Below are 23,222 nucleotides of genomic sequence, written 5' to 3'. Positions count from 1 at the left end.
AGGTAGTTCAATCAGGCCGAAAGAATTGCTGCAGCTGCACGCTCGCCTGACGTAACGGCCGCTTCCATGCCCGGAACCTGCAGTTCGGTCTGCTCGCCAGCGAAGTGGATGCGCCCGAACGGGGTGTTGGCCCAGCGCAGGGTTTCAGCGAAATAGCCGGGGGCAATCTCGGAGAAGGCGCCATCGGACAAGGGATCATTGCCCCAGCTGCGGGTCTCCAGCGGCAGCAGCGCGCCCTTGGACGCCGGCCGCAACCGCTGCATGGCATTGATGGCCCAGGCGAAGCGGGCCTCGCGGCCCAGCGTGTCGGCGTGTTGGGCCATGGCGCCGTTGAGCCAGACGATCAGGCGGTTGATCTGGCCATCGGCACCGGGCACGGCGAACACGCGCTGCAGCGGGCCGTCGCCCCATAGCGACAGCGGCAGGCCGTCGTCTTCCCAGAATTTGCGGGTGGGTTGCAGGTGGATGGTGGTGACGGCATTGGAGCGGCGTGCCGACCAGACCTCCTGCTGTGCGACCGGCGGCGCCGGATCAATCGCGATGCGACTGAGCGGGCCGCTGGGCAGGGCCAGCACCAGATGCGCGGCGCGGAAACGGCGGCCATCGGCGCAGCGGACCTCCAGCATGCCGCGCGCGGATTCGACCCGGGTGACCTGAGCGTCGAGTAGCGGCGGCTGCGACAGGGATGCAGCCATCGCCTCGGGCAGCGCCTGACTGCCGCCCTGCACCCAACCCGTGCCCCTGGAGCCGAACCGCCGCAGCGCATCACGGCGCAGTGCATCGAGCGCACTGATCGACTGCAGCGACGAAAAGCTGTTGCCGATATCCATCCACTGCATGGCCTGCGCCGACCAGCCCTTGCTGGCGATCAACTGTGACAGTGGGATATCCAGCGAGAGATTGGCAGGGTCGCGCCAACTGTCCACCGTCGGCAAGCCGAGCTCAGCGATCGCGGTGGCCAGCAGTATCGGCGGCAGCAGGCCATGTTCGCGACCCTGCAAGGTATTGAGCGGGCTTTCACCCCAAGATTTGGCCGGCACCAGCGTATCGCCGATGGCCAGGCCCAGCCCGGCGGCGGTCGGCAAGGCAGCTGACGGCGGCACGATGCCGACACCGACGCGCCTGGCGTGGGCGTGTACGCGCTCGTATGCAGTGCCGACTTCAACACCGCCGATTTCAAAGCGAATGCCATTGCGCACCACGGTCTGCAGACGGCCACCAACGCGGGGATTGGCTTCCAGCACGGTGACGCGGGCCCCACCGGCTTCCAGGGCATGGGCGGCGGCCAGACCGGCCAGGCCGGCGCCGGCCACGATGACATCGCTGGTAGGTACTTTGGCGTGCAGCATGCCGGGCAGCAGTGAAAGTGCGGCCATGCCAGAAACTCCGTTGATGAAATCGCGTCGTTGCATTGGTTCTGCCTGCGGAGGTGCGGGGTTGCTTTGTTGCTGTTGTTGCTTTTGCATTTGCTTCAAAAGCCGTCATTCCCGCGAAGGCGGGAATCGCTCTTGCCTTTGCTCTTGCCTTTCATGCATTGCCACAAAATCAAAAGCCAGAGCCAGAGCGATTCCCGCCTGCGCGGGAATGACGACCTGATAAATTTCTAGTGGAGAGCGCAACACGAAGGCTGGGACGGTGCGACGCACCCTCCCAGCCCACGTCACCGCTTAGAACTTGTAACTGACCTCAACCCCGTACATACGCGGCAGCGAAGGCGTCAAACCAAAGTCGCGCAGATTGGTCACCGCCAGTCCGGTCAACGGCGGCACTGCCGGCACGGCGACGTATGCATCCGGATTGATGGTGCGCTGCGCGTCTTCCAGGGTGCGGTCGTTGAACGCATTGGTCACGTAGGCCGAGACCTGCAACTGCTCGGTCGGGCGGATGCTGAAGCGGAAGTTGGTGCGGGTGGAGGCGCCGATATAGGCCAGGTTGTCGACCTGGATGTAGCGCTTGCCTTCGTAGTTGACGTCCATGTTGGCGGTGTATTCCCAACCATTGGACAGCGCACCGTCATACATCAAGCCCAGCGTTGCCTTGTGCTTGGGCACGCGAGGCAAGGTGGCGCCAGCGGCATCGGCGGCCGGATCAGCCAGCGTCGGCGCGTTGCTGCTGGAGAACAGATCGGCCTGGTCCTGACTGATGAACTTCAGGATCTCGGCATCGGTGAACGAGTACGCCAGGCTGGCCAGCCAACCCTGTGCGAACGCCCACTGGCTTTCCAGCTCGAAACCGCGAATGCGCGATTCACCAACATTGGTGGTGTAGCTGGTGGAGAACAGCGAGCCGTTCTTGCGGATCACCGGACCGGTTTCGGTCAGCTGCTGGTTGGTCCAGTCGATCTGGTAGATATTGGCATTGACCCGCAGGGTGCCATCCAGCCAATCGCTCTTCATGCCCAATTCGTAGTTCCAGGCCTCTTCTTCCTTGTAGGTATTCAAACCACGCGCGATCAGCGCGTCGCGGTCTGCTTCGCGGAAGTCGGCGCGGTAGACGTCGGTATTGAACCCGCCCGGCTTGTTGCCCTTGGAGGCCAGCCCGTACAGGTTGACGTTCTCACGCGCCTGGTAGCTCAGTGTCCAACGCGGGGTGAAGCTGCTGAAGGTCTTGTCCAGCGCATACGACTGCCGATAGGTGTTGGCACCAAGCACGCGTACATCGGTACCGCCCTTGCTGATCTCGTCGCGCGCATAGCGGCCTTCCAGCGAGGTCGTCCACTGGTCGTTGATGTGCCAGTTGATCAAGCCGTAGAGCGCCTTGTTGACGGTCTGGTCATCCGGGTTGGTCGGGATGGGCATGACCACCTTGTTGCCACCGATGGTGTAGCCGGTCAGGTCGCCGCCCCAGCCCGGCTGTGCGTTCTGCTCGTAGTAGTAGGCGCCGAGCATGCCCGACACTGCCAGGTTCTGGTCGGTGGTCAGGCGGATGTCCTGCGACCAGTTCTTTACACCACTGTTGGCGAAGCTCTCGAACGCACCGCCGTAGCCACGGATGGCGCTGTAGTCCTGATCGCTGGCAGCGTAGGTTTCACTCTTGTTGTAGGCCGAGGTCGAGGTCAGGTTCCAACCGTTGGCGAACAGATAGTCCACCACCACGCTGGTGCGCAACAGATCGGTCTTGCGGCCAGAGAAATAGCCTGCGGTCTCGAACTCCCTGGTGTTCAGCGCGTAGTCCGACGGCTCCTTCAGCTCACCGCAGTAATAGCCGCGGCGGCGCGATTCCAGGATCGGATACAGACCGAAGTACAGGCCACCGGTGTACTCGGGCAGATAGCAGTTGAGGTTGTTGCTGCCGAGCCGCGCGGCGGCAAAGTGCTGGTCGCGGCTCTTCTGCTTCATCACCCGCGCGGTGATGTCCAGTGAATCGGTCGGCGACCAGGCGATGGCCGCCATGCCGCTGACGGTCTCGGTGCCATTGAGGTCCTTGCGGCCCGATGCGTTGTTGTAGAACACGCCATCATTGCCACGCTTGTTCAAACTGACGTCGTAGCCGAACGAGCCATCTTCATTCGCGCCCGAATAGAACAGGCCCATCTTTTCCTGGCCGTAGTTGCCCACGCCCAGGGTGAGTTTGCCACCCGGCGCACTGCCCGGACGCTTGGTGATGAAGTTGACCGCGCCGGAGAAGGTGCGGCGACCGAAGGCCGCCGACTGCGGGCCACGGATCACTTCCACGCGCTGGATGTTCTCCAGGCCGTAGCTGGAAATGTCGCCTTCAACGTAGATACCGTCGATGAAGAACGAGGCATTGGCCTCGCCCTGGATGTTGGACATGCCGCGGATCACCGGACGGTCGAAGCCACGGCCGTAGCCGGACTTGAAGGAGAAGCTCGGCGACAGATTGGCGATGTCGCGCACATCGGTCAGGCCTTTCTTCTCGATGGTCTGCTCGGACATGGCGGTGATCGGCAGCGGCATCTGCTGCAGCGGCTCGGACACACCGCGCGCGGTCACGGTGATCTGGTCAAGGCTGTGCACGGCGTCGCTATTGGCTGCCGGCGGTGCGGGCGCTTCGTCGCTGTCGGCGGCGGCAGCGCTGCCCGCACACAGCAGCAGCGCGAGGGCGATCGAGGAGCACAGCAGGTCTGGCTTGATGGTTTTCATGGAGTTCCCGACTGCAAGGTGTGATCGGAATGGATTGGGAGGATGGATGCGCCGTCTTGGGGGAGGGTTCCGTCCAGTGGTTCCGTGCTTCAGTCCTGCTGTTTCGCCGCCGCGCCCTGCTTGAGCTGCTTGTAGGCGCTCCAGCTGGTGACGTTGGGCTGCACCCAGGTTTCGGGTGCGCGCGCGTATTCCGGGTAACGGCTACGCACGAGTTCCTGGATATCGGCCGGCAGTTCACTGACCGATGCGCGCTTGTTGCCCTGCGCGATGTACAACAGGCTGCCCGGGCGCATGCCCAGCTTCATCCAGGGCAGCCACGGCCCGATGCGGGTCCAGCCATAGGTGACCGGCACACTCTTCAACGCCGGGTTTTCCAGGTCCGCACGTGGCGCGAAGAACATGAAGTGTTCCGAACCCATATAGGTCGGGCCACTGGACTCGGCGGGGAATTCGGCAGGCTGCAGCGGGTTGGGATAGGCCAGCGGAATGTTGAGGGTCAGCATCACCTGGTCGCCAGCTTCCACCCATGGCAGGTGCATCGGCCGGCCCGGCGCGTTGAGCACGGTGTTGACCGGATCGTTGGCAACCTGCACGACCTCGTTGCGCTCGCCGGACAGCGGGTTGTCCCAGCTGTCGATGATCTTGCCGGTCTTCAGATCGCGGTAGAAGGTGAGCTCACGCGTGTACAGGCGCCACACACCATCGGCCTGCTTTTCGGCACGGCAGATGTTGTAGCCCTCGAAGCCCATCAGCGGCGCGGCTTTCTTGCCGGGCTCCTGCGCGAACAAGGTACCGGCCCACCACAGGATCTCTTCCTGCTTCGGGTCCAGCGAGCAACGCAGCTTGACCATTGCCTCGACGCTGCCCGTTTCAGACTGCAGATCCAGCGCTTTTGCCTGTGGCGAAAGTGCAATTGCGGCAGCCAGCAAAACCGATGACATTCGAATCACGTCCAACCCCCGGTTGAAATGGAGCGATGAAGCCAGTGCCCTGGCCTGCTCCGGACCACGGAAGACAGGCCTGCTGACCCATCGAAGATGACATATAGCTATATCATTAGTACATGATTGTCCAATCATTTGTAGAACCTATGTCGGCGATCCCCCGGCAGCGCTGGGCGGCGTGAAAACCTTGCTGCGCGAGCCACTGGCGAGACTGCGCAAGATGTTGCTTCGCAACAAAAAAGCTTCCGATCGGAGCATGAAAATCGGCACTGGCTTTTTGTCCGGACATTTGAGAAATTCGGGAATCGGGCTGTGTCAGCAGGGCTGCAGCCACCGCCGCAGGGACCGTGCCGCAGGTATCAAACCGGCGCTTGACCCCGACCAGACCTGCATGACATATAGATATAACTTTAGAACTTGAAGCCTTCCGAGGAATCGCCATGAGCCAGCAAGCCCTGCCCCCCAGTTGGCAGCACGTGGGCCGCCACGCGGTGTTCCCTGACAGCGCGCTCGACGACACCGCGCGCTTCGACTTCCTGGCCAACCTCAATGGCTACCTGGCCACCCAGCTCAGTCCCAAGGTCAAAGTCGCCTACGAAGGTCGGGTAAAACCCGCCTTCGAGAAGGAAAAGGGCCGTGCGCCGCAAACCCGCCATGAAGTGCGCAAGGCGATGGCTGGCGATGCGATCTATCAGACTTGGAGCGCCTTGCGCCGCAGCAGCATGGAGATGCGCCAGCAGGCCGGTCGCGGCCTTGTGCTCAAGCAGGTGGATGCACTGATCGAGAAAACCCGCGCACTCAACGCCAGCGACGACGGTCTGCAGTTGGATGCCTCGGTGCAGGTGCCGCGTTACTCCAGCGCGGTCGACATCCACTGCATGCCCGGCGGCTATCACACCGAGCTGCTGGCCGATGACGTGTCCGCCGCGGCGAACTACGACTGCGGCATCTTCGCCACCACCGGCGGCATGCTCGGCCGTTACAACGACGGCGGCGGCCAGGCCTTGGCGCAGTGGCTGCAGGAACAGCATCCCGGGTTCAAGCCACGCCGTATCCTCGATATCGGCTGCACCGTCGGCCACAACATCGTGCCGCTGGCGCAGGCCTTCCCCGATGCCGAAGTGATCGCGATCGACGTGGCCGCGCCGATGCTGCGCTATGCGCATGCCCGCGCCCGTGCGCTCGACGTCAACAACATCACGTTCCGCCAGGCCAATGGCGAAACGCTGGACTATGCGGATGGTTCGTTCGACCTGATCACCACCGCCATGTTCTGGCACGAGAGCTCGGCCACGGCGATGCCGCGCAAGCTGCGCGAGATCCATCGCCTGCTGGCGACCGGTGGCCTCACCGCGCATCTGGAACAGCCGCAATACCACGGCATGGACCCCTACGAGCAGTTCATCCGCGACTGGGATGCATACAACAACAACGAGCCGTTCTGGAGCGTGATGCACGAGTACGACCTGCGCCAGATGATGGCTGCGGCCGGCTTCGATGCCGAGCGCTATTTCGAGACCAAGGTCCGCGGCGTGGTTGACCGCGACATCTTCCCGGTCGCCAGCGAGAGCGGCGAAGACCACGGCCGTGCCGCGCTGTGGACCATGTTTGGAGCCTGGAAAGCATGAGCATCGACCCGATCGCCCTGGCCGGCAGCCGCGCCCGCGGCAAGCGGCCGTACTTCTTCAAGGATCCGGACGTGGAACGCGTGCTGTCCATCGCCATGGCCATTGCCATGGAGAACGCGGTCACCCATCAGCGCCTGGATGCGCTGGAACGCTTGATCGAACACAAGGGCCTGCTCAGCCGCGAGGAACTGGACCAGTTCCGCCCGGACCGTGAGGCCGAGGCACAGCGCACGCTGTGGATGAAGGAATACATCGCCCGGGTGCTGCGCATCGTGCAGCAGGAAACCGAGGCGGTGGAAGGCGGTGCTATGGACGTGCCGATGGAAGAAGTGATGGATGCACTTCGCAACGAATGAGGCCAAGCCTCAACTGATGACATCAATACGACCACAGGAAACCGCAATGCCGAACATGCAACTGCACCTGCCGCTGCTGGCCCGCCACGAAGGCGTCTGGGACGGCGTCTACCGTTACTACGATGCCAACGGCGACAAGATCGACGAGCACAAGTCACGCCTGATCTGCCGCTTTCCTGCCGACGAGAACGTGCCGTACCACCAGACCAACCATTACAGCTGGGCCGATGGAAAGGTTGAAGTGCGCGACTTCCCGACCCGCTATGAGTTCGGCCGCGTCATCTTCGATAACGAGCTGATCTATGGCTGGGCTGCTGAAGTGCCGCTGGACGATTACCACCGCACGGTGATGCTGTACTGGAAGCGCAAGGGCGAGGAAGGCCTGGAGCTGTACGAAATGATCCAGCTTTCCGACTGTGGCCAGCTGCGCAACCGCATCTGGCATTGGTACAAGAACGGCGTACTGGTGCAGCGCACTTTGATTGATGAAAAGTTCGTCAGTCGCGACTGGCAGAAGATCAAGGGCGAGAGCTTCAACGGCGACCCGATCTGATCTGCAGCCTTTGCTTGAGCCCCTCTCCCGCGCGCGGGAGAGGGGTTGGGGTGAGGGGAAGCTCCTGGCAAGCGAACCAAACGCTTTGACGGCTTTTGAAGCTTTAGAAGCTTTAGAAGCTTTAGAAGCTCCCCTCATCCGCCCCTTCGGGGCACCTTCTCCCGCAAGCGGGAGAAGCAACAGCAACAGCAACACAAACTGCAACTGAAACACCAACTGCACCTGCAACAGCAACAGCAACAGCAACTGCAACTGCAACTGCAACTGCAACTGCAACTGCAACTGCAACTGCAACTGCAACCAAGATGATCCACGCCGCCCATCCATCGAGGCAAGCAATGAGCAACACCCGCAGACATTTCCTCGGCAGCGCCGCCGGCCTGGCCGCACTCGGCGCCGTCGGCCCCGCCCTGCTTGGCAGCTCGGCACCCGCACAGGCGGCCATGGGCAAGGGCCCGGACGCGCTCAACGAGCATACCGACGGCACCTACGCCACGGTTGAACTGGCCAAGCCAGCCTGGACCCTTGGGCTGGTGCAATCGCGCGTGCACAGCTTCGATGCCAGGGAATGGAAGGCCGGCAGCAAGCGCAATCTGGCGCATATGCTCGAGCTCATCGACAAGGCGCATTACCACGCCAAACCCGACCTGCTGCAGTTCCACGAGTTCCCACTCAGCGGTTGGCGCAAGTGGACCCGCGATGAAATCCTCAAGTTCGCCATCACCATTCCCGGCGAAGAAACCGAAGCCATCGCCAAAAAGGCACGCCAGTACGGTACCTGGATCGTATTCGGTGCCTACGCCACCGATCCGGATTGGCCGGGCCACGTCTTGTCGATCACCACGATCATGAACGACAAGGGCGAGATCGTGGACAAGCACTGGAAGGCGCGCAACCTCAAGGGCGCCTTCCCGGATTTCGAACTGTTCACCACGACCACTTACGACGTGCTCGACCGCTACATGGAAATGTATGGCCGTGACGCGGTGGTGCCGGTGACGCGTACGCCGCTGGGCAATATCTGCACCAGCTCCACCCAGCGTGAGCCGGAGCTGTTCCGGGCGATGGCGTTCAAGGGCGCCGAAGTGTTCCTGCGTACTGCCTCGGGTGGTTTCTCGGACATGGATGTCGCCGCCTGCGCGATGTACAACGGCGTCTACTCGTCCATCGTCAACAACTCGATCTCGCCGGACAACGGCCCCTACTTCGACGATCCGGGTTCAGGCGGCACCGCCTTGTACGACCCCAGCGGCAAGATCGTCGCCGAGGCGCAGAGCAAGGAAGAAACGCTGGTACTGGGCCGCGTGCCGATCGCCGAGCTGCGCGCGCGCAAGCGCCAGCCTGTCGTGCACATGGATCTGTTTCGCGACGTCTACGACAGCTACCAGAACGCCTATCCGCCGAACCTGTGGTCGGAGTACCTGCCCACTTCGCTGGAAGATGCGGCGCGCTACATCCGCGGCAAGTCGCGCTGGAAGTAAGTTGAAACGACAACGGCGCCGCAAGGCGCCGTTGTTTCATCCGGCGCCACCGCTGATTCCAGCCGATCGAACCAAGACCGCTTCAGAACGCAGCGCGCAGTGCTGCCCACAGCAAATCCAACTCACGGGCAGGTGACACGGCACGGACCAAACTGAGTGTCCGTTCTGCGACGACGGAGTCGCCAATGCCAACCGTCTTCCATCTCGGCCTGCTGCTGTGCTGGGCGGTGGTGCTTGGTTATTGGGCCATCACCGCACTGCGCGCCAAACCGGTGAGCCGCAGCGAGTCGCGCGCCAGGCAGTTCCTGGCCTACTGGCTGCCGTTGATCATCGCGATACTGCTGCTGGGCCCAGGCCATTGGTTCGGCCACAGTTGGCTGCGTGAGCAGTTCGTTGCGCATTCAATGCCGATCTACACGTTGGGTCTGCTGCTGTGTGCGGCCGGTGCCGCACTCGCGTTGTGGTCGCGCTGGCAGCTGGGGCGCAACTGGAGCGGCAACGTGCAGATCAAGCAGGCGCACGAGCTGATCAGCAGCGGCCCGTATGCGCATGTGCGCAACCCCATCTACAGCGGCTTCCTGCTGATGTTCAGCGGCACCGCCTTGATGGTTGGCGATTGGCGCGGGCTGATCGCCGTGGCAATCGTGTTCGCCTCGTTCTGGGTCAAGCTGCGGCAGGAGGAGCGCTTCCTGGCGGCCCACTTCGGGCCCGCCTACGGCGCCTATGCGGCACGCACCAAACGCTTGATTCCCGGTTTGCTGTAAGGCCTCAAGCGCCGCGCTCCGGGTCATCCTCACCACCGCGTCCTGCGCCGTAACCCAGCCCGGCACCCATGCCCATGCCCGCCCCCATCCCACCCATGCCACCGCCACCGGCACCGCCTTTGCCACCACCAGCGGCGTCCCTCTCGGCGCCTTTACCTGCACCCTTGTTGCCGCCCCCGCTGCCTGCCGGACGCAACGGCCCTTGCCGGGGAATGGCGACCGCAGCCGGTATCACCTCCAGGTCCAATACGCTGCGCACGAAGTCGCGCAGTGACACCACCAGCTCGGCGGTATGGATCGGCCGGCCCTCGACCATATCGGTGGCAGCGCGCGCGGCCAGCCGCACCTGCTCCTCGGTGCCTAGCAGGATCACATCCGACAGCGCCGCCTCCACCGCATCGCGGATGCGCCGCGCCCGCTCACCCGCCTCACCCGGATCCGGGCTCGGCAGCAGCAGGGCACCGTCGGCGGTGGTAGCGGTCTGTCCCTGCGCCAGTTCGACAGCACGTCGGCGTAGATCGCGCAGGTGGCTCGGGTCAACGCTGAGATCGCCTGTAAAGGAACCGCCCAAGGTCTTGTAGGCAGCAATCAGGGTCTTCAGCCGCTCGTTGATCTGGCGGTTGGCCGCCTCCCGCTTCTGCTGCACCGCCTGCATCACCAGCAGGCGGATGCCCACGCCAATCAGGGTGATGATCGCCAGGCCCACCACCGTCGACAGCAGGCCCTGCCAGGAACTGAAATCCAGACCACGCATCCGCGCACCCATTGCTGCAGGCGCACATGCGCGCCGGAACCTGCATCGTAGCGGCAGCATGCCAATCCCCACCAACGGCACAGCCACTGCGGCGGGCGGACGCGGTATCGTGTCGCCCTCTTCTTGTCCTAGAACCCGCCGATGCCCAGCACTTCTTCCGCCCCGGCCAGCCCCCCTTCGCACAAGCTGGAACGCGCGCTCAAGCCGCGCCAGCTGATCATGATGGGGCTGGGCAGCGCGATCGGCGCCGGCCTGTTCCTGGGCTCGGGCGTGGGCATCCAGGCCGCCGGGCCAGCAGTGCTGGTCTCCTACCTGGTGGCCGGCACCCTGGTCATCATCATGATGCACGCCATGGGCGAGATGGCCGCCGCGCGGCCAGCCAGCGGTGCTTTCTCGGTGTATGCGGCCGACGCGCTGGGTGCCACCGCCGGTGCCACCGTGGGCTGGCTGTGGTGGGCACAGCTGGTGGTGGTGATCGCAGCTGAATCGGTCGGTGCAGCCGGCCTGCTCAATACGGTCTGGCCACAGTTGTCGGTACCGATGACCTCGTTGGCCTTCATGTTGGTGTTCACCGCCATCAACCTGCTGGGCGTGCGCAATTTCGGCGAATTCGAGTTCTGGTTCGCCATCCTCAAGGTCGGTGCCATCATCGCCTTCATCCTGGTCGGCATTGCCCTGTTGCTTGGCCTGCTGCCGAACGTGCCCTCACCCGGCCTGGCCAACATCACCGGCCATGACGGCTTCATGCCCAAGGGCCTGGCCGGCATCGGCGCGGCCCTGCTGGTGGTGATCTTCGCCTTCGGCGGCACCGAGATCGTGGCCGTGGCCGCGGCTGAAACCCAGGACCCCGAACGCAGCCTGGCCCGTGCCATCCGCACCGTGGCCTGGCGCATCCTGGTGTTCTACATCGGCTCGATCGGCGTGATCATCGCGGTGGTGCCGTGGAACAGCGAGACCCTGAAATCGCCATTCGCCGCAGTGCTGCAGGTCGCCAACATCCCCGGGGCCGCCACCGCGATCACCCTGATCGCGGTGATCGCCCTGCTGTCGGCGCTGAACGCCAACCTGTACGGCGCCTCGCGGATGATCTACTCGCTGGCCGAACGGGCTGAAGCGCCGCGCTGGCTGGGCCTGACCAATACCCGCCAGGTGCCGGTAGTGGCCGTCCTGGCCAGCGTGCTGTTCGGCTTCGTCGCCACCGTGCTGGAGCTGATCTACCCGAACAAGGTGTTGCCGGTGCTGCTCAACGTGGTCGGCTCCACCTGCCTGCTGGTGTGGACCATCACCCTGGTATCGCAGCTGATCCTGCGCCGCCGGGCCGACCGCCTGGGTACGCCGCTGCCGTTCCGCATGGCCGGTTTCCCCTACCTGACGGTGCTGGCACTGGCGATCCTGGCGCTGATTTTCGCGCTGTTGCTGGCCACCCCGGAAACCCGCCTGCAGTTCCTGTCGATGGCCGTCTTCACCGCTTTCATCGCGCTGTGCAGCGGTCTGGCAAGGAAGTCGCACCGCGCCTGACCATGCCAGAACAGGCTGTTCGCCCGCCTATGACCATGGCGGGCTTGTTTTAACGCGAAACTAACGGCAGGCTGCGCCCATCCGAGGCCAGTCATGCCAACCCAAGACCCCCGCGTAGACGACTACATCGCCAATGCCGCCGCTTTCGCGCAGCCGATCCTGCACGAGATCCGCCTGCGTGTGCACGGCGGCTGCGCGACGGTTGAGGAAGCCATCAAGTGGGGCATGCCGGCGTTCCTGTACAAGGGCAAGCTGCTGTGTGGCATGGCCGCGTTCAAGGCGCATGCCACGCTGGGTTTCTGGCAACGCGAGGCTGGCAGCGGCGATGACTCGGCCATGGGCCAGTACGGTCGCCTGCAGTCGCTTGGCGACCTGCCCGGCAAGCGCGAATTCACAACCCAGCTACGGGCCGCCATGCAACGTATCGATGCAGGCGTAACCCGCCCCAAAGCGGCCCCGCGCGCGCCCTTGCCGATGCCCCCGGCCTTCGCCGAGGCGCTGGCTGGTGCAGCCGTCGCAAAGGCACACTTTGACGGTTTCAGCCCCGGCTACCAACGCGACTATCTGGAATGGATAGGTGAAGCCAAACGCGACAGCACCCGCCAGCAGCGGATCGCCCAGGCCATCGAGTGGTTATCCGATGGCAAGCACCGCGGCTGGAAACATGAGAAACATTGACGTGGACCGCACCAGCGATTCCACTTGCCGCAAACATCCCCCCATCAGTCCTGTTGCTACGCCATGATCGACCTAGAAGACCTCATCCAGCGCTCCATCGACCCTGAGTCCGTCAGGCTGGAAGGCACCCTGACAAACCCGCCGTCGTTCGGCGTATACGCCATCGAGAACATCGATGACGGCAGCACCCATTACCGCTTTGGCAACCATCCGGTGCGCAAGCAGGAACTGGAGGACAAGTTCGGCAGCGCCGAGCTGGAGTACCTGTTCCTCAGCCGCGAAGACGCCGCGGCATTGACTGCTGCCCTGAATCGTCCCGAAGCGGACTGAGCGGGCCGCTGTAGTGCCGAGCCATGCTCGGCAGGGCCTTTCCCGGTGAATCCTCATGCCGGGCATGGCTCGGCACTACGCGCTTGCTCCCTCCCTTTGGCGAAGCCAAGGGGAGGGTTGGGGAGGGGTGGCTTTTCGCTGCCTGACGCAGCTGTGGCTTCGCGGCTTACGCCGCTCCTACATCCGCGGGTGAAGCCCCTTACCGAGCATGGCTCGGCACTACAATCGGGCGGCTGCTTGATTTTTGTCATCGAGAAAGCCAGCCCACTGCGCGGAACATGGAGCTACCCCCGAAGCCGGATAGTTCGCACCATGCTCAGCCCCACCCAACGTGACCTGATCAAAGCCACCGTCCCCCTGCTGGAAACTGGCGGCGAAGCGCTGACCAAGCATTTCTATGGGCGGATGCTGAGCCAGAGCGATGTCGCGCGCCCGCTGTTCAACCCCAAGCACCAGAGCAGTGGCGACCAACCGCGTGCGCTGGCCAACTCGGTGCTGATGTACGCCAAGCACATCGACCGCCTGGAAGCGCTGGGCCCGCTGGTGGGGCAGATCGTCAACAAGCACGTTGCCCTGCAGATCCTGCCGGAGCACTACCCGATCGTCGGCCACCACTTGCTGGCCTCGATCCGCGAAGTACTGGGCCCGGACATTGCCACCGACGAGATCATCGACGCCTGGGGCGCGGCCTACCAGATGCTGGCCGACCTGCTGATCGGCGCCGAGGAAGAAGTCTACGCAGCCAATGAAAAGGCCCCGGGCGGCTGGCGCGGCGCGCGCACGTTCCGCGTTGCCGAGAAGGTAGCCGAAAGTGCGGAAATCACCTCTTTCCACCTGGTGCCGGCCGACGGCGGCGCAGTGGTGGACTTCAAGCCCGGCCAGTACATCGGCATGAAGCTGGAACTCGACGGCGAGGAAACCCGCCGCAACTATTCCCTGTCGCGCGCAGCCAATGGCGTCGGCTACCGCATCAGCGTCAAGCGCGAAGGCAACGGCAAGGTTTCCAATCACCTGCACGACAACGTACAGGTCGGCGACACGCTGGAGCTGTTCGCCCCGGCCGGTGACTTCACCCTGGTTGCCAGCGAGCGCCCGGTGGCCTTCATCAGCGGTGGCGTCGGCATCACCCCGACCCTGCCGATGCTGGAGCAGGCGTTGGCCAGCGGTCGCCAGGTGCACTTCATCCATTGCGCGCGCAATGGCGACGTACATGCGTTCCGTGAGTTCATCGCCGACAAGCGGAAACTGCACCCGCAGCTGCGCAGCTACACCTGCTACAGCGAAGCACTGCCTGGTGATGCTGGCGATGCCGAAGGTTTCCTCAGCCTCGAGCTGCTGGAGCAGTGGTTGCCGGCCGAGCGCGACATGGATGCTTACTTCCTTGGCCCGAAGCCGTTCATGGCGCAGGTGAAGAAGCTGCTGCGTGAGGTAGGCGTGCCGGAAGCGCAGAGCCGTTACGAGTTCTTTGGCCCAGCTGCAGCGTTGGAAGCCTGAGCGGCACAGCCGCAAAAGTGTGAGAGGTAGGAGGCCGGCGGGGAAACCCGCCGGTCTTCTTTGTCGTGGCGGCTACGCAAGCGTATGCGACAGCGCTAGGATGCGGCATCGCTCACTGCTCAGGGGGATACGCATGAACGTTTATGCCGTGGTGTTGGCCGCTGTATCGAGCTTCCTGCTGGGCGGCTTGTGGTACTCACCCGTCCTGTTCGGCCGTGCCTGGAACCGTGAGAACGGCGGCGAAGTACCGCAGGGACATCCGGGCAAGGTCTTCGGTGTGGCCTTTGTGTTCTCGCTGGTGGCGGCATTTGCCTTCGCCTGGTTTGTCGGCCCGCAGCCAGAGCTGCGCAAGGCCTTGCTATGCGGTCTGGTCGCCGGCTTCGGCATGGTCGCGGCGAGCTTCGGCATCAACTACCAGTTCGCCCAGCGCAGTGGAAAACTGTGGGCGATCGACGGCGGCTACCACACCGCACAGTTCGTGCTGTTCGGCCTGATCCTGGGCCTGTGGCACTAAGCCAGCACTAACAGCCGCCGCTGTTGCTGTTGCTCTAGCCCCCTCCCTTTGCCGCAGGCAAGGGGAGGGTCGGGGAGGGGTAGCTTCGGCAGTTGCAGTTGCAGTTGCAGTTGCAGTTGCAGTGGATTTTGACTTTGCTCTACCGGGCCCCTTCCGCAGCGACGGAGCTGACGGACAAGACCCCGCATGGGGCGACGTGCAGGACGCACGTCGTTTTTCGACGATACAAGGACGTATCGTCGAAAAATCCCGGCAGCGGAGTGGACCTGGAGCGCGCAGCGCGGAAGGCGCGTAGGCAGGGTGTGCTTTCTTTTGGTTAGCTTTTCTTTGCACAAGCAAAGAAAAGTAACTCGCTCCCCGAAGGGGAGAGAAAGCCTTGGCTTCCGTTGTTGCTGTCGCTGTCTGCAAAACCAAAGCAAATACAAGTGCAGAGCTTTCGCCCGCCTACGGCGCGCGAGCGCACCTTGACCAGCCATTCGGCTGTTGAAGAGCTCTTATTTGCTTGTGCAAAGAAACGTGGCCCAAAGAAGTGCTTTTTCAACAGCCGAATGGCTGGTCAAGCACACCCTGCCTACGCGCCCACGCCGCTACGCGACGCGGGTCCACTCCGCCAGCGGGATTTTTCGACACGACATCCCTGTCGTGGCAAAAAACGACGTGCATCCATGCACGTCGCCCTTCGGGTTCTTCCCACTGGCTCCGTCGCTGCGGAAGGGACCCGGTAAGTCAAAGGCCGAAGCAAAAAGCACAAGCAACTGCTACCCCTCCCCAACCCTCCCCTGCGCTTTGCGCAAGGGAGGGGGCGAAGCGGCGTTACGCTAGGTTTGCGCGTAGCCAGCGCATCACGGTTTCAACTACACCCAGCTTCTGCGGCACGTCCAACCCCAGCGCCCGCGCAAAGCCATCAGCGTTGCGGATGAACGTCTGCCGCGCGATACGCTGCGCCTGCTGCACCGCCGACTGCTGTCGACGCAATTGCACGATCTGCACGGAGGGACGGCCCGGTGGTGCGAACTTCTGGTAGCGACGCAGCTCATCGGCGACAAGACCAACATCGGTGTCTGCCTTGAGCTGACTCTCACCCGCCAACAACAGCTGCTCCAGCGCCAAACCCGCAGCAGTCAGCGCATCGCCTTCGGCAGCGAACATTGCGTGCGTACCCAACAGCGCCAGTGCGCCATCGCGCTGCTGCAGTCGCTGCAGTTGCGGTGCCCAGGGGAAGCTTGCGGGAGGGGTGGCCATGGTTGTCTGGAGTAATGGAAGGTGGCGCACTTTACGGGTTGGAGCAGGGATGTTCCAGCGAAGGGCTCCCCCTCTCCCCAACCTCAACCAATAACCCGTTTGAACGGTGGCAGGGAATCAATGATGCGCTTGCCATACCTGCGCGTCAGCAGGCGCGAATCCAGGATGATCACCCGCCCGGTATCGGTTGAGGTGCGAATCAAGCGCCCGGAAAACTGGGTCAAGGTGCGCAATGCATGCGGGATCGCGATCAGGTTGAACGAGTTCAGACCACGGCTCTCGAACCATTCGCTCAGCGTCGAGGTCTGCGGATCGGTTGGCACCGCGAACGGCACCTGGGTGATCACTACCGTGGTGCAGGCCTCGCCCGGCAGGTCCAGGCCTTCACCAAACGAGTTCAAGCCAAACAACACCGAGCCCTCGCCTTCACTGGTGCGCTTGATGTGCTGGTCGATCATTTTCTGCTTGGCACCGTCGCCCTGCACAAGGATCTTCTTGCGCAGCGTCGCCGGCATCAGCTCGGCTACCTTTTCCATCTTCCAGCGCGAGGTGAACAACACCATGCTGCCCTTGTCCCAATCCAGCTCGCTGGCCAGATACTTGGCGACTTCCTTGGGATGACGCTCGCGGTCATCCGGCGTCACCGGAAACTGCGGCACGATCAACTCGGCCTGGTTCGGCAGGTCGAACGGTGAGGCAAGCGACACCATCTCCGCTTCTTCGGGAATGCCGTTGTCGATCGCCAGCGACTGGAAATCGCCGCCACCGGTCAGCGTCGCCGAGGTCATCACCACCGAGTCCACTTCATCCCACAGCAGCTTGCGCAGCACCATCGCCGCCGATACCGGCGAGCAGTGCAGGATGTAGTCGCCATCGCGTGACATGGTCACCCAGCGCGCGATCGGCGGCTGGCCCTCCTTGTCCTCGCGGCGCCAGCCGGCCCACAGGTTGTACTGCTGCTCGACCATTTCCTGGGCCATGCCCAGGTTGCGCTGCAGGCGCTCGACCGCCGGATCATCCTGCTTGCCCTTGGCCACCGCCGAGGCCGCCGCCGTTGCCCAGTTGAGCAGGGTGCGGGTTTCATCGGCCAGCACTTCGATCGGCTGGCGCCAGGATTCGGGCAGGCGGCCATTGGCGGCGCGCCACATCGGCTCGCGGTCATCGGGCTGCGGAATCCAGACATTGCCGATCTCGTCGCGGAACGCCTTGAGCAGTTTGCTCACCCGTGACGCCACATCGATGGCTTCGTTCGGCAACAGGTTGCCGATCTTGTCCTTGTCCACTGCGCGGTAGGCGCCGGCAATCAGGATCTGCAGGCGGCCGGTGCGCTTGGCCATGTCGTCCAGCGGCAGGTTGGCTGCCCCCTGGTCGATGGCGACGTTGCCGATGTGGTGGCCTTCGTCCAGCACCAGCAGCATGTCGCCGGGCGGCGCGATCAGGGGCTGGCCGCTGTCGCTATCGCCCAGCGACAGGGCCGACAACAGCAGCGCATGGTTGGTGACGATGATCTGTGCATCACGCACTTCGGTGCGTGCACGCAATACCGGACATTGCGCCGAATACGCGCAGCGACGCCCGGCGCAGGCCGAGGCCGGCGTGGTGATGCGCATGCGCAGCGTGGGAGTGACGTTCTCCGGCGCGTTGTCCAGATCGCCGTTCCAGCGGCCCTCGATGAAGGCCTTGGTCAGCTTTTCGGCAACGTCCATTTCAATCGGCGCCAGTGGCCGGTCGTAGAGCTGCACGTCGTCGCCGAACATGCCTTCCTGCACGCCCTCGCCCTGCGCTTCGGCGGCATTGCGGGTGCACAGGTAGCGGGTGCGGCCCTTGGCCAGCGCAACGGTGGCCTGCAGGCCGGTGGACTTGAGGAAGTTGGGGATGTCGCGCTCGACCAGCTGCGACTGCAAGGCCACGGTGCCGGTGCTGATCACCAGCTTCTTCTTGCTGGCCAGCGCGATCGGCACGCCGGCGGTGAGGTAGCCCAGGCTCTTGCCGACGCCGGTAGGTGCTTCCACCACACCGACGCCACCGGTGCCCAGCGCACGCGACACCACGCCTATCATCTGGCTCTGCGAGCGGCGCGTGCTGAAGCCCGGCGTGTTTGCCTGCAGCTTGCTGTAAGCGTCACGGATGCCGGTTTTGATGTCCTCGGTCAGCGCCCGTGGTGCTTCTACTTTTTCCGTCACGCCAACCTGCCAGCAGCTCAATCAAGGCGGGTATTTTCCCATACCCGCCCGCATTCACCGAATGCGTTGCCGGCTCAGGGTTTACCGGGAGCCTGTGGCCGCCGCAGGGCCTGCACGAGCGCCCAGGCCAGCATGATGTAGCCCGTCGCTTCCAGCAGTGAAAAAGCGAAATGGGCAATAGTGAACACCGTATTCAGCGAACTTAGTCCGTCATACCGCCCCATTGCGATGAACAGCAATGGCGAAGCAGTCAGCACGCCGCCAATCATGGTCACTACCAGCAGCAAGGCCAGCGCTGACAACGCCACGCTACGCACCTTGCCGCGCGGGGCGTCGAGCAACATCACCATGGCAACGCCAAGGGCAATCAGGATCGGCAGTCGGTAGCCGATGGAAACCAACAAGGTAGTCAGCAATTCCGTAGGTTCCATGTCCGGCCTCAGTCCGCGGTGACCAACAGCGCGTCGCCGGCACGCAGTTCGGCGTAGATCGCATCGGTCTCCGGGCGCATGCCATGCCATTGCTGGAAGCTCTCGGCGGCCTGCTCGACCAGCATGCCAAGGCCATCGAAGCTGTTGCGGCAGCCTGCCGCCCGCGCCCAGGCCAGGAACGGAATCGATGCCTCGCCGTAGTTCAGGTCCACCGCCGTGGTCATGCTGTTGACCAGCGACAGCGGCAGGTTGAAACCGCTGCCCTCGCCGCGCGCGGCCGAGGTTGCGTTGATGATCAGCTCGAAATCGCCCTGCTCGCGCAGGTCATCCCAGTACGCGGAGATGGCGCGGCCCGGTTCGCTCATCGCATCGACCAGCGCGTCGGCACGCTCGGGCGAACGATTGACCACGATCAGTTCGAGAATGCCGGCATCCAGCAGCGCCGGTGCAACACCGCGTGCGGCGCCACCGGCTCCGAGCAGCAGCACCCGACGGCCGCGCAGGTCCAGACCGTGACGGCCGGTGAGATCGCGCACCAGGCCGATGCCGTCGGTATTGTCGCCATGCCAGCGATCACCCTTGCGCAGCAGCGTGTTGACCGCACCGGCGCGATGCGCGCGCGAGGTGGTGGTGGTGCACAGCGCGAACGCGGCTTCCTTGTGTGGCAGGGTCACGTTGGCGCCGACGCCGCCGTCAGCGGCAAAGGCTTCCAGCGCCGCCACGAAATCTTCGGGCGAGGCCTCGATGGCGCGGTAATCCACGGCGATGCCATGTGCCTTGCCGAACGCGGACTGGATACGTGGCGACTGCGAATGGGCGATGGGCTGGCCGAAAACTGCGTAGCGTGGAGCGCTCATTGTGATCCTCTGCATGACCTAGACTGGACGCGACTTTGCTTGCTGGACCCGTATGCGGACCCGTCATTTGCTGCTCGCGCTGACCCTGAGTTTACCCTTTAGCCCCATTGCCTCGGCGCTTTCCGAGTTCGGCATCGAAGGCATGGGGGTAGTTTCCACCCGTGCAGATGAAATCCGCGCCACTTTGTCGGCGGACGGGCAGCGCATCATCTGGGCCAGCAACCGCGAGGGCGGCGCAGGCGGCTGGGACCTGTGGCAGGCGACCCTGCACGACAAGCGCTGGATGGAGCCGCAGCCACTGGCCTTGAACAGTGCCGCTGATGAGGTCGATCCCTTTCTCAGCGCCGATGGCCGTTGGCTCTACTTCGCCTCCAACCGGAAAGGCGGCCACGGCGGCTTCGACCTGTACCGGGCTGCCGTCGCCGCCGATGGCAGCCTCGGCCAGCCGCAGAACCTGGGCCCGTCGGTGAACGGCAGGCAGGACGAACGTTCACCCGCACTGGCTGACGACGGCCGGCTGTTGTTCTCCAGCAATCGTGGCGGTGGCAGCGGCGGTTGGGATCTGTGGCGTGCGCCGGCCGCAGGTGAGGGCTTTGCCGCGCCTACAGCCCTGATCGGCATCAACTCCGCCGCCGATGAGTTGGATGCGAGCTGGCTGGGTGGCGGCCGCGCGGTGGTGTTTGCCCGCGCCAATGCGACTGGCGGTGCCCAGCTGTGGCTGTCGCAGTGTCGGCAGGGGCAATGGGCTGAGCCGTCGCTACTGGGCTTGTCGTTCAACAGCGCTGATGGCGATACGCGTGGCGCGGTGATTGATGCCAACAAGCCCGGAGAGCTGGTGGTCAGTGGCAAGGCGCGCTCGCCACGGGCTGGTGGCATGGATCTTTACCGGATGAAGGCGCCGTTGGTTGATGGGGATGATTCGTGCCGGTGAGGTTTTGCCGCTGAAGCAAAAGCAAAAGCTCACCCCTCCCCAGCCCTCCCCTTCGCTACGCGAAAGGGAGGGAGCAGAAGCACCCCTCCCCAACCCTCCCCTTGGCCTGCGGCCAAAGGGAGGGGGCTGATCATGCGAGCTGGCAAATTGCAGTGCTGCCGCGTGTCTCCCTCCCTTTCGCGTAGCGAAGGGGAGGGTTGGGGAGGGGTGCTTCTGCTCTACCGCTTTTAGCTTTTAGCTTTTAGCTTTTAGCTCCAGCCAACACCGCAGCGCGCAGCGCCTCGTACTCAGCTTCACCAATCTGCCCGCCCTGCTTACGCAGCTCCAGCTCACGCAGCCTGGCATCCACACCGCCACCCTGCGCTGCCTCACGCTGCAGCCGCTCGGCCGCCGAATGCTGCTGCGGAGGACGCTTGCCAGCACGCACGATGGCGGCGATGAACACACCGATCGCCACCGCGAACAGCAATACGCCGATCAGCCATACCGCCCAGTTGTAACCTTCAAGACCGGGAACATTCATCTCAAGCCTCCTTCAGCCAACGCGCGATCTGCGGCGCGTAATAGGTCAACACACCATCCGCACCCGCACGCTTGAAGCCGATCATGGTCTCCAGCACGCACTTGCGTTCATCCAGCCAGCCATTGGCCGCGGCCGCCTTCAACATCGCGTACTCACCACTGACGTGATACGCGAAGGTCGGCACGCCGAACTCGGTCTTCACCCGGCGCACGATGTCCAGGTAGGGCATGCCCGGCTTGACCATCACCATGTCCGCGCCTTCGTCCAGGTCCAGCGCGATCTCGCGCATGGCTTCGTCGCTGTTGGCCGGGTCCATCTGGTAGGTCTTCTTGTCGGCCTTGCCCAGGCTGCCAGCGCTGCCCACCGCATCGCGGAACGGACCGTAGAAGGCCGAGGCGTACTTGGCCGAGTAGGCCATGATGCGCGCGTTGATATGACGGGCATCGTCCAGCGCGGTGCGGATGGCACCGATGCGGCCGTCCATCATGTCCGAGGGCGAAATGATGTCCACGCCGGCTTCGGCATGCGACAGCGACTGCTTGACCAGCGCCTCGACGGTGATGTCGTTGAGCACGTAGCCGCTGTCGTCGATGATGCCGTCCTGGCCATGCGTGGTGTACGGGTCCAAGGCCACGTCGGTCATCACGCCGAGCTCGGGGAAGCGTTGCTTCAGCGCGCGCACTGCACGCTGCGCCAGGCCGTCGGGATTCCAGGCTTCGGCCGCGTCCAGCGACTTGCGCGACGGGTCGATCACCGGGAACAGGTCGATCACCGGCACACCCAACTCCAGCGCCTGCTCGGCTTCGCGCAGCAGCTCGTCGATGGACATGCGGTCCACGCCCGGCATCGATGCAACAGCGGCGCGGCCTTCCAACTCATGCACGAACACCGGCCAGATCAGGTCGTTGCTGGTCAGCGTGTTTTCGCGCATCAAGCGGCGTGAAAACTCATCGTGGCGCATGCGCCGCGGGCGGTACTGGGGGTGCATCATCGCGGTACTCCTTGATACTGAAAACGGGGCTTACTGCAGCCGGTAACCCTGCGGCTGCAGTGGCTCGGGCAGCGGACTGTGGCCCAAGGCGTCGAGCAGATCGATTTCGATGGTACGCACCATCGCGTCCAGCGGCAGGTCATTGGGCTCGGTGCCGAACGGATCTTCCATCTCCTCACCGAGCTGGTCCAGGCCGAAGAAGGCATAGGCCAGCAGCATCGACACCACCGGCGTGGCCCAGCCCAGCGCGCCGGCGAGGCCAAACGGCAGCAGCACGCAGAACAGCCATGCGCAGCGGTGCAACAGCAAGGTATAGGCGAACGGCAGCGGTGTGCCGGAGATGCGCTCACAGCCCGCCTGCACGCTGGCCATGGCATGCAGGCGTGCCTCGAACTGGGCGTAGAGATAGGGATGCAAGCGGCCTTCGCGTAGCGGCACGGCCAGCTCACTGGCGAGTTGGGTCAGCATGCCGTCGGCGATGTTCTGCCGTGCCAGCACGGCGTGCTGGTCGGCCTGCAGCCAGGGCGCAGCGACAGCGGCCTGATCACGGCCACGCAGGCGTGCGGCCAACGCGTGGGCAAAACCGATCACCAGGCGGGTGCCGCGCTCGCGCAACTGCGGCTCGGCGGCAAGCAAGGCAGCGGCCTCACGGGCGAAGCTGCGTGATTCGATGACGAGCTGCCCCCACAGTTTCCGGCCTTCCCACCAGCGGTCGTGGCAGGCGTTGTTGCGGAAGCTCAGAAAGATCGACAGCACCAATCCCAGCAAGGTGAATGGCACCACCGACAAACCGCTGCCACCCAGCGGGTGCCAGCTACGGCTGAATGCCGCCACCAGCACCGCCAGCACGCCGATCGCCAGCACCTTGGGGGCGATGGCCGGCACGATGGAGCCGCGCAGGATATACAGCAGCTGCCAACCAGTGGGACGGGGGCGGATGATCATCG

General features: G+C 63.9%; 23 protein-coding genes. 11 read left to right on the top strand and 12 right to left on the bottom strand.

Features of this window, described 5'->3' with window-relative positions; genetic code table 11:
• Window positions 1-11: 11 nt before the first annotated feature.
• The 4 genes from ACVOLL_RS16670 to ACVOLL_RS16655 form a co-directional block, all read right to left on the bottom strand.
• A complete protein-coding gene (locus ACVOLL_RS16670) occupies window positions 12-1,376 on the bottom strand; it encodes a flavin monoamine oxidase family protein (RefSeq protein WP_481513898.1) in 1,365 nt (454 codons plus the stop codon).
• Between the two features lie 291 nt (window positions 1,377-1,667).
• Window positions 1,668-4,103 (bottom strand): TonB-dependent receptor, encoded by a 2,436-nt coding sequence (locus tag ACVOLL_RS16665; RefSeq protein WP_481513897.1) that lies wholly within the window; start codon window positions 4,101-4,103, stop codon window positions 1,668-1,670.
• Between the two features lie 89 nt (window positions 4,104-4,192).
• Window positions 4,193-5,044: a DUF1838 family protein gene (locus ACVOLL_RS16660; RefSeq protein WP_481513896.1), complete on the bottom strand. Its 852-nt coding sequence runs from the start codon at window positions 5,042-5,044 to the stop codon at window positions 4,193-4,195.
• A gap of 115 nt (window positions 5,045-5,159) precedes the next feature.
• Complete coding sequence (locus ACVOLL_RS16655; RefSeq protein ID WP_481513895.1) at window positions 5,160-5,336, bottom strand: hypothetical protein; 177 nt, start codon at window positions 5,334-5,336, stop codon at window positions 5,160-5,162.
• Window positions 5,337-5,487: 151 nt separating this feature from the next.
• Here ACVOLL_RS16655 and ACVOLL_RS16650 point away from each other — a divergent pair, with 151 nt between their 5' ends.
• The 5 genes from ACVOLL_RS16650 (at window position 5,488) to ACVOLL_RS16630 (ending at window position 9,829) form a co-directional block, all read left to right on the top strand.
• Entirely contained in the window at window positions 5,488-6,675 is a 1,188-nt protein-coding gene (locus ACVOLL_RS16650; RefSeq protein ID WP_481513894.1) for a class I SAM-dependent methyltransferase, read from the top strand.
• A complete protein-coding gene (locus ACVOLL_RS16645) occupies window positions 6,672-7,031 on the top strand; it encodes a hypothetical protein (RefSeq protein WP_296247458.1) in 360 nt (119 codons plus the stop codon). Before ACVOLL_RS16650 ends, ACVOLL_RS16645 begins: the two co-directional genes overlap by 4 nt.
• A 46-nt stretch (window positions 7,032-7,077) precedes the next feature.
• Window positions 7,078-7,584, top strand: coding sequence for a hypothetical protein (locus tag ACVOLL_RS16640; protein ID WP_296247456.1), 507 nt, complete (start codon window positions 7,078-7,080; stop codon window positions 7,582-7,584).
• 338 nt (window positions 7,585-7,922) lie between these two features.
• The gene (locus ACVOLL_RS16635; RefSeq protein ID WP_481513893.1) at window positions 7,923-9,065 is read left to right on the top strand and encodes a nitrilase-related carbon-nitrogen hydrolase; all 1,143 of its coding nucleotides are present in this window, start codon (window positions 7,923-7,925) and stop codon (window positions 9,063-9,065) included.
• Window positions 9,066-9,250: 185 nt separating this feature from the next.
• Window positions 9,251-9,829, top strand: coding sequence for a methyltransferase family protein (locus ACVOLL_RS16630; RefSeq protein WP_481513892.1), 579 nt, complete (start codon window positions 9,251-9,253; stop codon window positions 9,827-9,829).
• Window positions 9,830-9,833: 4 nt separating this feature from the next.
• Here ACVOLL_RS16630 and ACVOLL_RS16625 read toward each other — a convergent pair whose 3' ends face one another.
• Complete coding sequence (locus ACVOLL_RS16625) at window positions 9,834-10,583, bottom strand: hypothetical protein (protein WP_481513906.1); 750 nt, start codon at window positions 10,581-10,583, stop codon at window positions 9,834-9,836.
• 141 nt (window positions 10,584-10,724) lie between these two features.
• On the opposite strand from ACVOLL_RS16625, the gene ACVOLL_RS16620 reads away from it, so the two are divergent.
• From ACVOLL_RS16620 to ACVOLL_RS16600, 5 genes are all read left to right on the top strand, one after another.
• Window positions 10,725-12,101 carry an amino acid permease gene (locus ACVOLL_RS16620; RefSeq protein WP_481513891.1) on the top strand — a complete coding sequence of 459 codons (1,377 nt, stop codon included), beginning with the start codon at window positions 10,725-10,727 and terminating at the stop codon, window positions 12,099-12,101.
• A gap of 93 nt (window positions 12,102-12,194) precedes the next feature.
• Window positions 12,195-12,779 carry a YdeI/OmpD-associated family protein gene (locus tag ACVOLL_RS16615; RefSeq protein WP_481513890.1) on the top strand — a complete coding sequence of 195 codons (585 nt, stop codon included), beginning with the start codon at window positions 12,195-12,197 and terminating at the stop codon, window positions 12,777-12,779.
• 63 nt (window positions 12,780-12,842) lie between these two features.
• The gene (locus ACVOLL_RS16610; RefSeq protein WP_282272864.1) at window positions 12,843-13,109 is read left to right on the top strand and encodes a hypothetical protein; all 267 of its coding nucleotides are present in this window, start codon (window positions 12,843-12,845) and stop codon (window positions 13,107-13,109) included.
• 312 nt (window positions 13,110-13,421) lie between these two features.
• Window positions 13,422-14,603 carry an NO-inducible flavohemoprotein gene (gene hmpA / locus ACVOLL_RS16605; protein WP_481513889.1) on the top strand — a complete coding sequence of 394 codons (1,182 nt, stop codon included), beginning with the start codon at window positions 13,422-13,424 and terminating at the stop codon, window positions 14,601-14,603.
• Window positions 14,604-14,736: 133 nt separating this feature from the next.
• Window positions 14,737-15,117, top strand: coding sequence for a DUF1761 domain-containing protein (locus tag ACVOLL_RS16600; RefSeq protein ID WP_481513888.1), 381 nt, complete (start codon window positions 14,737-14,739; stop codon window positions 15,115-15,117).
• Window positions 15,118-15,930: 813 nt separating this feature from the next.
• Here ACVOLL_RS16600 and ACVOLL_RS16595 read toward each other — a convergent pair.
• From ACVOLL_RS16595 to aroE, 4 genes are all read right to left on the bottom strand, one after another.
• Window positions 15,931-16,359 carry a hypothetical protein gene (locus ACVOLL_RS16595; protein ID WP_481513887.1) on the bottom strand — a complete coding sequence of 143 codons (429 nt, stop codon included), beginning with the start codon at window positions 16,357-16,359 and terminating at the stop codon, window positions 15,931-15,933.
• Window positions 16,360-16,442: 83 nt separating this feature from the next.
• Complete coding sequence (dinG, locus tag ACVOLL_RS16590) at window positions 16,443-18,542, bottom strand: ATP-dependent DNA helicase DinG (RefSeq protein WP_481513886.1); 2,100 nt, start codon at window positions 18,540-18,542, stop codon at window positions 16,443-16,445.
• Window positions 18,543-18,616: 74 nt separating this feature from the next.
• Complete coding sequence (locus tag ACVOLL_RS16585; protein WP_481513885.1) at window positions 18,617-18,946, bottom strand: hypothetical protein; 330 nt, start codon at window positions 18,944-18,946, stop codon at window positions 18,617-18,619.
• Window positions 18,947-18,981: 35 nt separating this feature from the next.
• The gene (aroE, locus tag ACVOLL_RS16580; RefSeq protein WP_282269333.1) at window positions 18,982-19,830 is read right to left on the bottom strand and encodes a shikimate dehydrogenase; all 849 of its coding nucleotides are present in this window, start codon (window positions 19,828-19,830) and stop codon (window positions 18,982-18,984) included.
• Window positions 19,831-19,882: 52 nt separating this feature from the next.
• On the opposite strand from aroE, the gene ACVOLL_RS16575 reads away from it, so the two are divergent.
• A complete protein-coding gene (locus ACVOLL_RS16575) occupies window positions 19,883-20,761 on the top strand; it encodes a TolB-like protein (protein ID WP_481513884.1) in 879 nt (292 codons plus the stop codon).
• Between the two features lie 241 nt (window positions 20,762-21,002).
• On the opposite strand, the gene ACVOLL_RS16570 is transcribed toward ACVOLL_RS16575, so the two are convergent.
• From ACVOLL_RS16570 to ACVOLL_RS16560, 3 genes are read right to left on the bottom strand one after another with little or no spacing between them, the layout of a single operon-like run.
• A complete protein-coding gene (locus ACVOLL_RS16570; RefSeq protein WP_481513883.1) occupies window positions 21,003-21,284 on the bottom strand; it encodes an SHOCT domain-containing protein in 282 nt (93 codons plus the stop codon).
• Between the two features lies 1 nt (window position 21,285).
• Entirely contained in the window at window positions 21,286-22,275 is a 990-nt protein-coding gene (gene hemB / locus ACVOLL_RS16565; protein WP_481513882.1) for a porphobilinogen synthase, read from the bottom strand.
• 30 nt (window positions 22,276-22,305) lie between these two features.
• Window positions 22,306-23,220, bottom strand: a complete 915-nt coding sequence (locus tag ACVOLL_RS16560) for a bestrophin family protein (protein ID WP_481513881.1) — start codon at window positions 23,218-23,220, stop codon at window positions 22,306-22,308.
• Between the last annotated feature and the right edge of the window lie 2 nt (window positions 23,221-23,222).

Source organism: Stenotrophomonas sp. STEN035 (assembly GCF_056759935.1).
Note: the sequence above shows the minus strand (reverse complement) of the source record. Positions and strands in the feature narration are given on the sequence as shown.